Raw genomic sequence first — 12,115 nt, 5'->3', positions numbered from 1 at the left:
GGCGGGTTCAAGGTCTCGCGCCGACAGAGGCCTGCCCCGGTAGCGGGTTACATGCGGAACACGCCAAAGCGCGTCGTGTCGATGGGCGCGCTCAAGGCTGCCGACAACCCCAGTGCCAGCAGGTCACGGGTTTGTGCCGGGTCGATCACGCCGTCATCCCACAGCCGGGCGCTGGAGTAGTAGGGGTGGCCCTGATGTTCGTACTGGTCGAGGATCGGCTGCTTGATATCGGCCTCGTCCTGAGGGCTAAAGGCATCGCCGGTACGTTGCGCCTGTTCGCGTTTGACCTGCACCAGCACGCCAGCGGCCTGTTCCGCTCCCATCACGCCGATGCGGGCGTTGGGCCACATCCACAAAAAGCGCGGGTCATAGGCCCGTCCGCACATCCCGTAGTTGCCCGCGCCAAAACTGCCACCGATGATCACTGTGAATTTCGGCACCTTGGCGCACGCCACGGCGGTAACCAGCTTGGCGCCATGCTTGGCGATCCCGCCAGCTTCGTATTTTTGCCCGACCATAAAACCGGTGATGTTTTGCAGGAACACCAACGGGATCCCGCGCTGACAGGCCAGCTCAATAAAATGCGCGCCTTTTTGCGCCGCCTCGGCAAATAAAATGCCGTTGTTGGCCAGAATCGCCACCGGATACCCCTGCAAATGGGCAAACCCGCACACCAGCGTGGTCCCGAACAGTGCTTTGAACTCATCGAATACCGAGCCGTCCACCAGCCGGGCAATCACGTCTCTCACATCAAACGGCTGCTTGGCCTCGGCCGGGACGATGCCGTACAGCTCGTCGCTGGCATACAGCGGTGGCACCGGCGTCCGCCGGGTCACTTGACCCAGCTTTCGCCAATTGAGGTTGGCAACGCTGCGCCGGGCCAGCGCCAGTGCATGCTCGTCGCTCTCAGCGTAGTGGTCGGCCACCCCGGAGATCTTGCAGTGCACATCGGCGCCGCCCAAGTCCTCGGCGCTGACCACTTCTCCGGTCGCCGCTTTGACCAGCGGCGGCCCGGCGAGAAAAATGGTGGCTTGCTGGCGCACCATGATGGCTTCGTCCGCCATCGCGGGCACGTAGGCGCCGCCCGCTGTGCACGAGCCCATGACCACGGCGATTTGCGGAATCCCCGCGGCGCTCATGTTGGCCTGATTGAAGAAGATGCGCCCAAAGTGCTCGCGGTCCGGGAACACTTCATCCTGACGCGGCAAGTTGGCGCCGCCCGAATCCACCAGGTAAATGCAGGGCAGCCGGTTTTGCTCGGCAATGGTCTGTGCCCGAAGGTGCTTTTTGACCGTCAGCGGGTAGTACGAACCGCCTTTGACCGTAGCGTCGTTGGCCACAATCATGCATTCCACACCTTCAACTCGACCGATCCCGGCGATAATGCCGGCTGCCGGAACGTCTTCGCCGTACACCTCGTACGCCGCCAGCTGACTCAGTTCGAGGAAAGGCGAGCCCGTGTCGAGCAGCCTGTCGATGCGCTCGCGCGGCAGCAGCTTGCCTCGGGCGGTGTGCCGCTCCTGAGCGCGGGCGCCGCCACCCTGTTGCACATGGGCGAGCAAACTGTGCAGGGCGTCCACTTGTTTGAGCATGGCCTCGCGATTGGCGGCGAACTCCGGGGAACGCGGATTGATGGTGCTGTGCAAGATAGACATGGGCCACTCCTTAGCGGGTTTCGTTAAAGAGTTCGCGGCCAATCAGCATCCGGCGGATCTCGCTGGTGCCCGCTCCGATTTCGTACAACTTCGCGTCGCGCAGCAGACGTCCGGCCGGGAATTCATTGATGTAGCCATTACCGCCGAGGATCTGGATGGCATCGAGCGCCATTTGCGTAGCGCGCTCGGCGCTGTACAAAATCACCCCGGCGGCGTCCTTGCGGGTGGTTTCGCCACGCTCGCAGGCGGCCGCAACCGCATACAGGTAGGCACGGCTGGCATTGAGCTGGGTATACATGTCAGCCACTTTGCCCTGGATCAGCTGAAACTCGCCGATGCTTTGGCCGAACTGTTTGCGGTCATGGATGTAGGGCACTACCAAGTCCATGCACGCTTGCATGATGCCGGTCGGCCCGCCCGACAGTACGACGCGCTCGTAATCGAGGCCGCTCATCAACACCTTGACCCCGGCGTTCAGAGGGCCCAGCAGGTTTTCTTCAGGCACCTCGACGTTGTCGAAAAACAGCTCGCCGGTGTTGGAGCCGCGCATGCCCAACTTGTCAAAATGTTTGCTGCGGCTGAAGCCTTTCCAGTCGCGCTCGACGATAAAGGCACTGATGCCGTGGGCCTTCTTTTCGATGTCAGTCTTGGCGTAGATCACGTAAGTGTCGGCGTCGGGGCCGTTGGTGATCCAGGTTTTGCTGCCGTTGAGCACGTAATGGTCGCCGTGCTTGTCGGCGCGCAATTTCATCGAAACCACGTCAGAACCGGCGTTGGGTTCGCTCATGGCGAGCGCGCCGATGTGTTCACCGCTGATCAGTTTGGGCAGGTAGCGAAGTTTTTGAGCGTGGCTGCCGTTGCGGTTGATCTGGTTCACGCACAGGTTTGAATGTGCGCCGTAGGACAGCGCAACCGACGCCGAGCCACGGCTGATTTCTTCCATCGCCACCACATGGGCCAAGTAGCTGAGGCCGGTGCCGCCGTATTCTTCCGGGACCGTGATGCCGAGCAGTCCCATGTCGCCAAACTTGCGCCACATGTCCGCCGGGAACAGGTTGTCCTTGTCGATTTGCGCTGCACGGGGCGCCAGTTCAGCGGCGACGAATGACTGGACCTGTTCGCGCAGCATGTCGATGGTTTCGCCCAGGGCGAAGTTCAAAGTCGGGTAGCTCATGGGGCACCTTGTTCATTGTTCTTGTAAGAGGCGGCGACGGCGTCGCCCCGGGAGAAGCTTTACGTAAACGTAAACTTGGCACCTGAGCCTGTCAATGACCTTTACGTTAACGTCAACTTGAGCCAGAGTGATTGCTATTCTTCTGATGAAGAGGGCGCGTGCGTGCGCTTTCCCATACTCCCAACAACAATCACAAGAGGAGTTGTCATGACGTCGCAATCCGTTCCCAGTTATAGCCGCGGGGCACAGGACAAAGCCCTGCTGGCATTGACCATCGGCCAGGCGTTCGATCGCACGGCCACGTGTTACCCCGAGCGCGAGGCGCTGATTGTGCGCCATCAAGACCAGCGCCTGAGCTGGGCGCAATTGTCCCGTGCCGTCGACTTGCATGCCCGTGGCTTCATGGCGCTGGGCCTGCAAGCCGGGGATCGGCTGGGGATATGGGCGCCCAATTGCCTTGAGTGGTTTATCTGCCAATTTGCCAGCGCCCAGATCGGCGTGATTCTGGTCAACATCAACCCGGCGTATCGACTTTCAGAACTGGACTACGTGCTCAAGCAATCGGCATGTCAGTGGCTGGTGTGCGCAGGGGCGTTCAAAACCTCGGACTACCACGCAATGATTGAGGCGTTGGTACCGGAGCTGAGTGCGCACTCGCCTGGCCACCTATGCAGTGCGAACCTGCCGGATTTGCGGGGGGTAATCAGCCTCGCCGCAGCCCCGGCGCCCGGCTTTTTGCCTTGGGCGCAACTGGCCACGCTGGGGGCAGGTGTCAAGCTTGAACAATTGCAGGCGCGCAAGGCTACGGTGATGCCCGAGCAGCCAGTGAATATTCAATACACCTCAGGCACCACGGGCTTTCCCAAGGGCGCGACCCTCAGCCATCGAAACATTCTCAACAACGGTTTTATGGTAGGCGAAAGCCTCGGGCTGACGGCCAATGACCGGCTGGTGATCCCGGTGCCGCTGTACCACTGCTTTGGCATGGTCATGGGCAACCTGGGGTGCATCACCCACGGCACCACGATGATTTACCCCAGCGAAGCGTTTGATCCCGGCCTGACCCTGCAGGCCATCGCGCATGAACGTGCGACCGGGCTTTACGGGGTGCCCACCATGTTTATTGCCCTGCTTGATCACCCGCAGCGTGCCGGTTTTGACCTGTCGAGCTTGCGCACAGGCATTATGGCGGGCGCCACCTGCCCGATTGAAGTGATGCGCCGCGTCATTAGCGACATGCACATGAGCGAGGTACAAATTGCTTATGGCATGACTGAAACCAGCCCTGTATCCATTCAGACCGGTCCTGCAGACGAGCTGGAATTGCGCGTGACCACTGTCGGGCGCACTCAACCGCACCTGGAGAACAAGCTAATTGACGCTCAAGGACAGATCGTTGCACGAGGTGAGATCGGTGAGCTGTGCACACGCGGCTACAGCGTGATGCTCGGCTACTGGAACAACCCGCCCGCCACGCGGGACGCTATCGACAGCGAAGGCTGGATGCACACTGGGGATCTGGCGCAAATGGACGAGCAGGGGTATGTGCGCATCGTGGGGCGTAACAAAGACATGATTATTCGCGGCGGCGAAAACATTTACCCGCGTGAGCTGGAAGAATTTTTCTTCACCCACCCGGCGGTGGCGGATGTGCAGATTGTGGGCATTCCAGATGAGAAGTACGGTGAAGAAATCGTCGCATGGATCAAATTTCACCCCGGCCACAGCGCCAACGAACTGGAGTTGCAGACTTGGTGCAAGGACCGTATTGCGCACTTCAAAACCCCGCGTTACTTCAAGTTTGTCGACACGTTCCCGATGACCGTGACCGGCAAAATCCAGAAATTCAAAATGCGTGAAGTCAGCATTCAGGAGCTTGGGAAGCAGGCGCAAGACAAATCCTGAGCAACACAAAGGGGAGCCGAAGCTCCCCTTTAATGTGTTGTTGCCTGCTCTTTTTATTATTGAGGGGCGGTCTGTTGTTGTTTTTGTAACCGTGGCCCTTCACTGCTGTTTTGGCGATCCCCATCCGGGATCAAGAGCAAACGTATTTTTTTGAGCGCTGATCCACTTTTATCACCGGCATTGAAACCTGTGATCCAACCTGAACGGGTGCTACCTGAAGGTAGTTTTATTGTTCTCTGCCCGGTTGCGAGGTGGCTTTTGGCTCCTCGGAAAAGTAAACCTTCTCCAAAAAAATCAGTTAGCTGCGTCTCTGCCGTGTTGTTTTTGTTATGCCAGAGTCGTTTCGTATTGTTTTTATTATGTTGCTGCGGTTTTTATTCTTGTTATGCCATAGAGATAGCAGAAGCCGTGCCAACTTTTAAAAATCTATATAAATCAATGACTTGGTTTTTAATGCATAAAAAAACCGACCTTGCGTGGGGTCGGTTTGTTTCCTTGTTACTCGTGTGGGTTACCGCCCGGTAACACTGTGGCACACTTTTTAGCCCTGTCGGGCGCGGGCAACGCGTGAACCGGTTACCCGGCCCACAACCCGGCTGATGTGTTCACCGGCGAGCAACAGTTTGTCCATGTCGATACCGGTTTCGATGCCCATGCCGTTGAGCATGTACAGCACGTCCTCGGTGGCCACATTGCCGCTGGCGCCCTTGGCGTAAGGACAGCCACCCAGCCCCGCAATGGAGCTGTCGAACACGGCAATGCCTTCCTGCAGGCTGGCGTAAATATTGACCAGCGCCTGGCCGTAAGTGTCATGGAAATGGCCGGCCAGTTTTTCGCGGGGCACAGAGGCACTCACGGCTTCAATCAACGTGCGGGTTGCGGTGGGGGTGCCGGTGCCGATGGTGTCGCCAAGCGATACCTCGTAACAGCCCATGGCATAGAGCTCCTTGGCCACGGCCGCCACCTGTTGCGGCGCAACGTCCCCTTCGTAGGGACAACCGAGCACACAGGACACATAGCCGCGCACCGTGATGCCGTGACGGTGTGCGGCGTCGATCAGCGGCACGAAACGCGCCAGGCTTTCACTGATCGAGCAGTTGATGTTGCGTTGCGAGAAGGCTTCAGACGCGGCGGCAAATACCGCGACTTCTTTGACCCCGGCCGCCACTGCGTCTTCAAAGCCGCGCATATTGGGCGTCAGCGCGCCGTACACCACGCCTGGTTTGCGCTGGATGTGGGTGAAGACCTCGGCCGAGCCGGCCATTTGCGGCACCCATTTGGGCGAAACGAAACTGCCCACTTCGATGTAACCGAGGCCGGCATCGGTCAGGGCGTCAACCAACTGCACCTTGTCGGCCACGCTGATAGGGCGGGCTTCGTTTTGCAGGCCGTCGCGGGGGCCGACTTCAATCAGGCGCACATGGGCGGGTAATGTCATGGGGTCACCGGGTGTGAGTGGAAGTGGCTGCTGTCGCGTACCTGCCGCGACGGCAGGGTCAGGCTGTCTGGCTTTTTATGGTTTGTTCCAGTGCGTGCGTGCAGCGCTCTTCAGCGGTGTCCAGCTCCAGTTGCATCTGCTGAATGTCCAGCAGTTGTTGCTCCAATTGCTGGCGGCGTTCTGTGATTTTGGCCAGCATGCTGGTCAGTTGTTTCTGATTGCCGCTGCTGGGGTCATACAGCTCAATCAACTCGCGGCACTCGGCCAATGAAAAGCCGATGCGCTTGCCGCGCAGAATCAGCTTCAGACTGACCTTGTCGCGGGCGGAGTACACCCGCTCCTGACCTCGGCGTTCAGGAGCAAGCAACCCTTGCTCCTCATAAAAGCGGATCGCACGGGTAGTGATGTCCAGCTCGCGGGCAAGGTCGGAAATACTGTACGTCGGGCTGCTCATGGGTGGGCTCTGAAAGGTGGGTGGGATTAAGCTACTGGCAGGTTGACGTTTACGTCAAGCAGGGGCTGAGCCCGGTTTTTAGTTTCTTGCGCCACTTGTTGTTCGCACAGCTCGATCAACAGTTCACGCATCCAGCGGTTGGCCGGGTCTTGCTCGGTACTTTCGTGCCAATACAAATGGGTTTCCACGCTTGGCAGTTCGTTGAGCGGCAGCGCTACAAAATGCAGCGCATGACGGCGTGCAAAGCGTTCGGGCACAGTCATCACCATGTCGGTGTGTTGCAACACGTTGGAGGCCATCAGGTAATGCTGCGAGCGCAGGGTGATCTTGCGTTGCAGGCCCATTTTGCCCAGTGCCAGGTCAACCTGGCCAAGGCCGTTACGGCGCGTCGATATGTGAATGTGCGTCAGCCCCAAATACTCATCGAGTGAAACAGACGGCTGGCCTGCCAACGGATGGGCAGGGCGCATTGCGCACACGTAGCGGTCTTCCATCAGCTTGACGTGGCGCACTTGCGGGTCGGTGTTAAGCGGCGCATCAATGGCGAAATCCAGGCGTCCTGCCGCCAGATCGCTGGTGGTCTCACGACGATGGGACAAAAAACTTTCAACCACCACCGATGGAGCCTGCTTGCGCAAACGCTGAAACAACGGCGGCAAGACCACGGCTTCTGTCAGGTCGGTCATGCTGATGCGAAAGGTTTTGTTGGCCTGCAATGGGTTGAAGGTGCGGCTCTCTTGTACCGATACGCGCAGCAAGGCCAGTGCACTGCGCACCGGGCTGATGATGTTTTGCGCCATCGGGGTCGGCACCATGCCTTGGGCGGTACGTACAAACAGCGGGTCGTTGAAGCTTTCGCGCAGGCGGGCCAGCGCATTGGACACTGCTGGCTGAGTGATGCCGATGATCTGCCCGGCGCGTGTCAGGTTGGCTTCGGTATAGATGGCATCGAACACGACAAACAGATTGAGATCGACCTTGTTCAGGTTCATGGCACGCAACTCGTGTTATCGAAGGGAGGTTGGCGGCGAATCATATATTGCTTATGAATGGTAATACACGCTGCAAATAGACAGGGTAAATGATAGGCGGCTGGACTAGCATCGGGTAACACGTTCCCACATTCCCGGTAGAAGGTAGCCACCCATGGATTTCGCTTATTCCCCCAACGTTCAGGCGCTGCGTGAGCGGGTCACGGCCTTTATGGACGCTCATGTGTACCCGGCGGAAGCGATCTTTGATCAACAGGTGGCGCAAGGTGATCGCTGGCAGCCAACAGCCATCATGGAAACCCTCAAGCTCAAGGCCAAAGCCGAAGGGTTATGGAATTTGTTTCTGCCCCAGTCAGAACGCGGCGCAGGGCTGACCAACCTTGAGTACGCACCGCTGGCTGAAATCATGGGGCGCTCGATGCTCGGGCCTGAGCCGTTCAACTGCTCCGCGCCGGACACCGGCAACATGGAAGTGTTGGTGCGTTACGCCACTGAGGCGCAGAAAGCACAATGGCTCGAGCCGTTACTACGCGGGGAAATCCGTTCGGCGTTTGCCATGACCGAGCCGGACGTGGCGTCGTCGGACGCGACCAATATGCAGGCTCGCGCCGAACGTGATGGCGATGAATGGGTCATCAACGGCCGCAAATGGTGGACGTCCGGTGCCTGTGACCCGCGCTGCAAAATCATGATTTTCATGGGCCTGAGCAACCCGCAGAACCCGCGCCATCAGCAGCATTCGATGATCCTCGTACCCGTCGACACGCCCGGTGTACAGATTGTGCGCCCGTTGCCTGTTTTCGGTTACGACGATGCGCCCCACGGGCACGCTGAAGTGCAGTTCGACAACGTGCGCGTGCCTTATGACAACGTATTGCTGGGTGAAGGCCGGGGCTTTGAAATTGCCCAGGGCCGACTGGGGCCGGGGCGGATTCACCACTGCATGCGCTCGATCGGCATGGCCGAGCGGGCACTGGAATTGATGTGCAAACGCTCGCTGAAACGCACCGCTTTTGGCAAGCCGCTGGCACGCTTGGGCGGCAACATCGACAAAATCGCCGAGTCACGGATGGAGATCGACATGGCACGCCTGTTGACCCTCAAAGCGGCGTACATGATGGACACCGTGGGCAACAAGGTGGCGAAAAGCGAGATCGCGCAGATCAAAGTGATCGCACCGAATGTGGCGCTGCGGGTCATTGATCGGGCAATTCAGATGCATGGCGGTGCCGGGGTCTCAGGGGATTTTCCGCTGGCCTACATGTATGCGATGCAGCGCACCCTGCGCCTGGCCGATGGACCCGATGAAGTGCACCGCGCCGCTGTGGGCAAGTTTGAGTTGGACAAGTACGCCAAGCTATCAGGTTGAGTCAGATTCTTTACCTGTTATGTGGGAAGTGGCGTTGCGCGTCTGCGGTGGGGCGTACATTCAGTACACCCACACCTCCACCCGGCGATTTTTCAGGCGGCCTTCATCTTCTGTGTTGGCTGCCACCGGCATTTGCGCGCCGTAACCGCGTATTTCGCGCAGGATGACCCCGCTCTTCAGCAACTCGCGGCGCACGGCCATTGCCCGCAACTTTGACAGCAACTGCGCACGCTCGGGGTCGTCTTTCTCGTCGCCAAAGCCCACCAGCGTCACCTGTTTGTCGAGCTTGGCGTGGGCACGCAAATAGTCCACTACACGCAACATATCCTGACGTGCCTTGTTGTCCAGTGAGGCGCTGCCTTCTTCAAATCGAAAATTCACGGACAACCGCTGAGCCTGTTGCGTCAGTTTCCGGTAATCGGCCGGCATGTGCGGTCCCGCAGCCACGTGGCCTGCCACGACGCTTTGAGCTACAAAACCGTTATGCGCGACCACGGCCTGGCCTTTTGCACTCTGGGTGAAAGCAATCAGAGCTTTGGCCCAGGGATTGCTCGCGCCGGGCGGCAGGTAAAAGAACAATCGACGTGACAACGGGTAATCCTCGCTCGCGATCAGGCTGTCCAGCGGCAACATCGGTTGTGATTCGCCGTCAACGATGGCCACTGCTTTGGCCGCGCGCACGTAGGGTAAACCGATAAACCCGATGGCTTGCGGGTCCTGGCTGACGGCATCGGACAATTGTTCGCTGGACTCGAAACGCTGGGCGGTCGGGCTTAACACGTGAGCGCCGCGAGTGAGCACCAACTCCTTGAAGGTTTCCCATGTGCCGGACTGATCGTCACGCGCATACAGATGAATACCCCCACCGCTGCCGCCTAACGCTTCCCACGTTTTGATCTGGCCGCTGAACACCTGCGCCAGTTGTTCGGTGCTCAAGGCAGTGAGGGGATTGTGCGGGTGGAGGATGATTGCCAGGCCATCAATCGCAATCACGTGTTCGGCCGCCTGGCTTTTCAGGTCACCCAGGCGTTCCAGTTCCACCAGCTCGCGATCTTTGATCGGGCGTGAGGACGCCACAACATCGGCTTGACCGGCCTTGAGTGCGGCGAATCCGGTCCCGGAGCCATGGGCCGCCACGTCCACACGCACCTCATGGCCTTGGGCGTCAGTGCCAATGATTGTGTGTTCGTTGGGGGGCGCCGCCGCCACGCGATGAATATCGCGTAAACCGTGTTCGGCCAGCATGGCGGCGACCAGCGCCGGGCCGAGGTTGGCGCCAATGGTGTTGGAACCTTGAATCCGCAGGTCGGCATCAGGCGCGGCGCAGGCCAGGGCGGTCACCCCCCAGAGCAAGATTAATGACGTGAAACGCAGCATGTTCCGGCACCTTCCAGGGGCCATGAAAGTGCCGGTAATTTAAGACAACTACGTTGCAGCGCGATGACACCCGACTGCGCAGCGGGTGGGAGGGTTCAGCTCAGTTCCAGCCAGATCGGCGCATGGTCAGACGGTTTTTCCATGGCGCGCAGGTCGTAGTCGACGCCCGCATCCTTGATGCGCGGCACCAGCCCTTGGGAGGCCAGAATCACATCGATGCGCAGGCCACGTTTGGGCTCGTCTTCGAAGCCACGGCTGCGGTAGTCGAACCAGCTGAAGCGGTCGGTAACGTCCGGGTGCAGGTAACGGAAGCTGTCCACCAGGCCCCAGCCCTTGAGGCGTTCCATCCACTCGCGCTCTTCCGGCAGGAAGCTGCACTTGCCAGTTTTCAGCCAGCGCTTGGCGTTGACCTCGCCGATACCGATGTCGCAATCCTGCGGTGAGATGTTGATGTCGCCCATCACCACCAGCGGTTGCTCGTTGCTGAACCGGCTTTCTAGCAACTGCTGCAAATCGCTGTAAAAGCGTTGTTTGGCAGGGAACTTGGTCGGGTGATCGCGGCTTTCACCTTGTGGGAAATAGCCATTCATGATGGTGACTGGCTGGCCATGTTCATCGGCGAATTCGCCCCAGATGAACCGTCGCTGGGCATCTTCTTCATCCGAGGCAAAGCCTTTGTGAATGCTCAACGGCGCCTGACGCGACAGCAGGGCGACGCCGTAATGGCCTTTTTGACCATGAAAATGCACGTGATAGCCCAGTGCTTCGATGTCGGCAAACGGGAATTGCTCGTCGCTGACTTTGGTTTCTTGGAGGCCGATGACGTCCGGCTGATGCTTTTCGATCAGCGCTGCCAGCTGATGAGGCCGAGCGCGCAGGCCGTTGATGTTGAATGACACAATTTTCATGGGCGGGCAGTCCTGAGCAAAAACCGCGATGCTAGCGGACTGACGCCTCAGCGGCCAGCGTGCAGTAGGGCAAATGCACTGCTAACGTAGTTCGCATGCGCCACGATGGAACTGTTGTGGCGGTCGGGGGCTCGTACTCACTAGAAGCGCCGCCATCCAAGCGCCGCCAGGGAGATAAAACGTCATGACGCAAACGTCGATTGCTACAGGCCAGATCCAGCTGCTCGATGGCGGTTACTCGCGCGAGGCGCGGTCGTTGCTGTATCAGGCTTATCGGCATGAACCGACTTTCCGCTTTTTGTTCGATGCAGACCGTCCAGGTTACGAACAGCGGGTCAGGGCGACGGTGCGTGAATTGGTCAAACAGCATTTTTTGCAAGACCGCCCCGGGCTGGGCCTGCTGGTCAATGATCGGCTGGTTGGGGTGGCCCTGATCGCGCCGCCGATGCGGCGTCTGGACATCACTGAAAGCTGGGCATGGCAGTTGCGCATGGTGCTCAGTACCGGCTTGCGTTGTACCCGGCGTTACTTGGAATACCATCAGGCCGTGCTGGCCTGTGTACCGGGCGATGCCGTGCACATGTTGCCGCTGCTGGGTATTCACCCTGAATTTCAGGGCCAGCATTATGGTGAACAGTTGCTCGAAGCGGTGCATAACTGGTGCGCTGAAGACGAACATTCCGAAGGGGTGGTGCTGGATACGGGCAATCCGCGTTACCTGGCGTTTTATAAAAAGCAGGGTTACGTGGAAATTGGAGAAGTTGCGATCGGGCCCGTGCGCGAGCACGTTTTTTTTCACGCCAATCCGCAGGTGTTACATACGGCAACGTCTTAAGGGCGAAC

At 59.0% G+C, this 12,115-nt stretch carries 10 protein-coding genes; 3 read left to right on the top strand and 7 right to left on the bottom strand.

Going from position 1 to position 12,115, the window contains the following annotated elements; genetic code table 11:
- Positions 1-47: 47 nt before the first annotated feature.
- Positions 48-1,655 carry a carboxyl transferase domain-containing protein gene (locus HBN68_RS15540; protein WP_094993454.1) on the bottom strand — a complete coding sequence of 536 codons (1,608 nt, stop codon included), beginning with the start codon at positions 1,653-1,655 and terminating at the stop codon, positions 48-50.
- 10 nt (positions 1,656-1,665) lie between these two features.
- Positions 1,666-2,829: an isovaleryl-CoA dehydrogenase gene (locus tag HBN68_RS15535; protein WP_094993453.1), complete on the bottom strand. Its 1,164-nt coding sequence runs from the start codon at positions 2,827-2,829 to the stop codon at positions 1,666-1,668.
- A 207-nt stretch (positions 2,830-3,036) separates the two neighbouring features.
- On the opposite strand from HBN68_RS15535, the gene HBN68_RS15530 reads away from it, so the two are divergent.
- Positions 3,037-4,734, top strand: a complete 1,698-nt coding sequence (locus HBN68_RS15530) for an AMP-binding protein (protein ID WP_169965165.1) — start codon at positions 3,037-3,039, stop codon at positions 4,732-4,734.
- Positions 4,735-5,275: 541 nt separating this feature from the next.
- Here HBN68_RS15530 and HBN68_RS15525 read toward each other — a convergent pair.
- Genes HBN68_RS15525 through HBN68_RS15515 form a run of 3 tightly spaced genes read right to left on the bottom strand, consistent with a single transcriptional unit; the run spans position 5,276 to position 7,618 of the window.
- Complete coding sequence (locus tag HBN68_RS15525; protein ID WP_169965163.1) at positions 5,276-6,172, bottom strand: hydroxymethylglutaryl-CoA lyase; 897 nt, start codon at positions 6,170-6,172, stop codon at positions 5,276-5,278.
- Between the two features lie 58 nt (positions 6,173-6,230).
- Complete coding sequence (locus HBN68_RS15520; protein ID WP_094993450.1) at positions 6,231-6,626, bottom strand: MerR family DNA-binding transcriptional regulator; 396 nt, start codon at positions 6,624-6,626, stop codon at positions 6,231-6,233.
- A gap of 26 nt (positions 6,627-6,652) precedes the next feature.
- On the bottom strand, positions 6,653-7,618 hold the full coding sequence (locus HBN68_RS15515) for a LysR family transcriptional regulator (protein ID WP_094993449.1): 966 nt from the start codon (positions 7,616-7,618) through the stop codon (positions 6,653-6,655).
- A gap of 154 nt (positions 7,619-7,772) precedes the next feature.
- Between HBN68_RS15515 and HBN68_RS15510 the strand changes: the two genes are divergently transcribed.
- Entirely contained in the window at positions 7,773-8,987 is a 1,215-nt protein-coding gene (locus tag HBN68_RS15510) for an acyl-CoA dehydrogenase (RefSeq protein WP_094993448.1), read from the top strand.
- 60 nt (positions 8,988-9,047) lie between these two features.
- Here HBN68_RS15510 and HBN68_RS15505 read toward each other — a convergent pair whose 3' ends face one another.
- Positions 9,048-10,364, bottom strand: a complete 1,317-nt coding sequence (locus HBN68_RS15505) for a phosphate ABC transporter substrate-binding/OmpA family protein (protein WP_169965161.1) — start codon at positions 10,362-10,364, stop codon at positions 9,048-9,050.
- A gap of 95 nt (positions 10,365-10,459) precedes the next feature.
- Positions 10,460-11,272 (bottom strand): exodeoxyribonuclease III, encoded by an 813-nt coding sequence (xthA, locus tag HBN68_RS15500; protein WP_094993446.1) that lies wholly within the window; start codon positions 11,270-11,272, stop codon positions 10,460-10,462.
- Between the two features lie 184 nt (positions 11,273-11,456).
- Between xthA and HBN68_RS15495 the strand changes: the two genes are divergently transcribed.
- Positions 11,457-12,107: a GNAT family N-acetyltransferase gene (locus tag HBN68_RS15495; protein WP_094993445.1), complete on the top strand. Its 651-nt coding sequence runs from the start codon at positions 11,457-11,459 to the stop codon at positions 12,105-12,107.
- Positions 12,108-12,115: the final 8 nt, after the last annotated feature.

It is taken from the genome of Pseudomonas sp. WS 5078 (genome assembly GCF_012985745.1).
In the GTDB taxonomy this organism is placed as follows: domain Bacteria; phylum Pseudomonadota; class Gammaproteobacteria; order Pseudomonadales; family Pseudomonadaceae; genus Aquipseudomonas; species Aquipseudomonas lundensis_A.
The sequence above is the reverse complement of the archived record's forward strand: the minus strand, read 5'-3'. Positions and strand labels throughout refer to the sequence as shown.

Bases quoted from the DNA above. Each gene is read 5' to 3' on its own strand.
- HBN68_RS15540 (WP_094993454.1), bottom strand. From the start codon at position 1,655: ATGTCTATCTTGCACAGCACCATCAATCCGCGTTCCCCGGAGTTCGCC.
- HBN68_RS15535 (WP_094993453.1), bottom strand. From the start codon at position 2,829: ATGAGCTACCCGACTTTGAACTTCGCCCTGGGCGAAACCATCGACATG.
- HBN68_RS15530 (WP_169965165.1), top strand. From the start codon at position 3,037: ATGACGTCGCAATCCGTTCCCAGTTATAGCCGCGGGGCACAGGACAAA.
- HBN68_RS15525 (WP_169965163.1), bottom strand. From the start codon at position 6,172: ATGACATTACCCGCCCATGTGCGCCTGATTGAAGTCGGCCCCCGCGAC.
- HBN68_RS15520 (WP_094993450.1), bottom strand. From the start codon at position 6,626: ATGAGCAGCCCGACGTACAGTATTTCCGACCTTGCCCGCGAGCTGGAC.
- HBN68_RS15515 (WP_094993449.1), bottom strand. From the start codon at position 7,618: ATGAACCTGAACAAGGTCGATCTCAATCTGTTTGTCGTGTTCGATGCC.
- HBN68_RS15510 (WP_094993448.1), top strand. From the start codon at position 7,773: ATGGATTTCGCTTATTCCCCCAACGTTCAGGCGCTGCGTGAGCGGGTC.
- HBN68_RS15505 (WP_169965161.1), bottom strand. From the start codon at position 10,364: ATGCTGCGTTTCACGTCATTAATCTTGCTCTGGGGGGTGACCGCCCTG.
- xthA (WP_094993446.1), bottom strand. From the start codon at position 11,272: ATGAAAATTGTGTCATTCAACATCAACGGCCTGCGCGCTCGGCCTCAT.
- HBN68_RS15495 (WP_094993445.1), top strand. From the start codon at position 11,457: ATGACGCAAACGTCGATTGCTACAGGCCAGATCCAGCTGCTCGATGGC.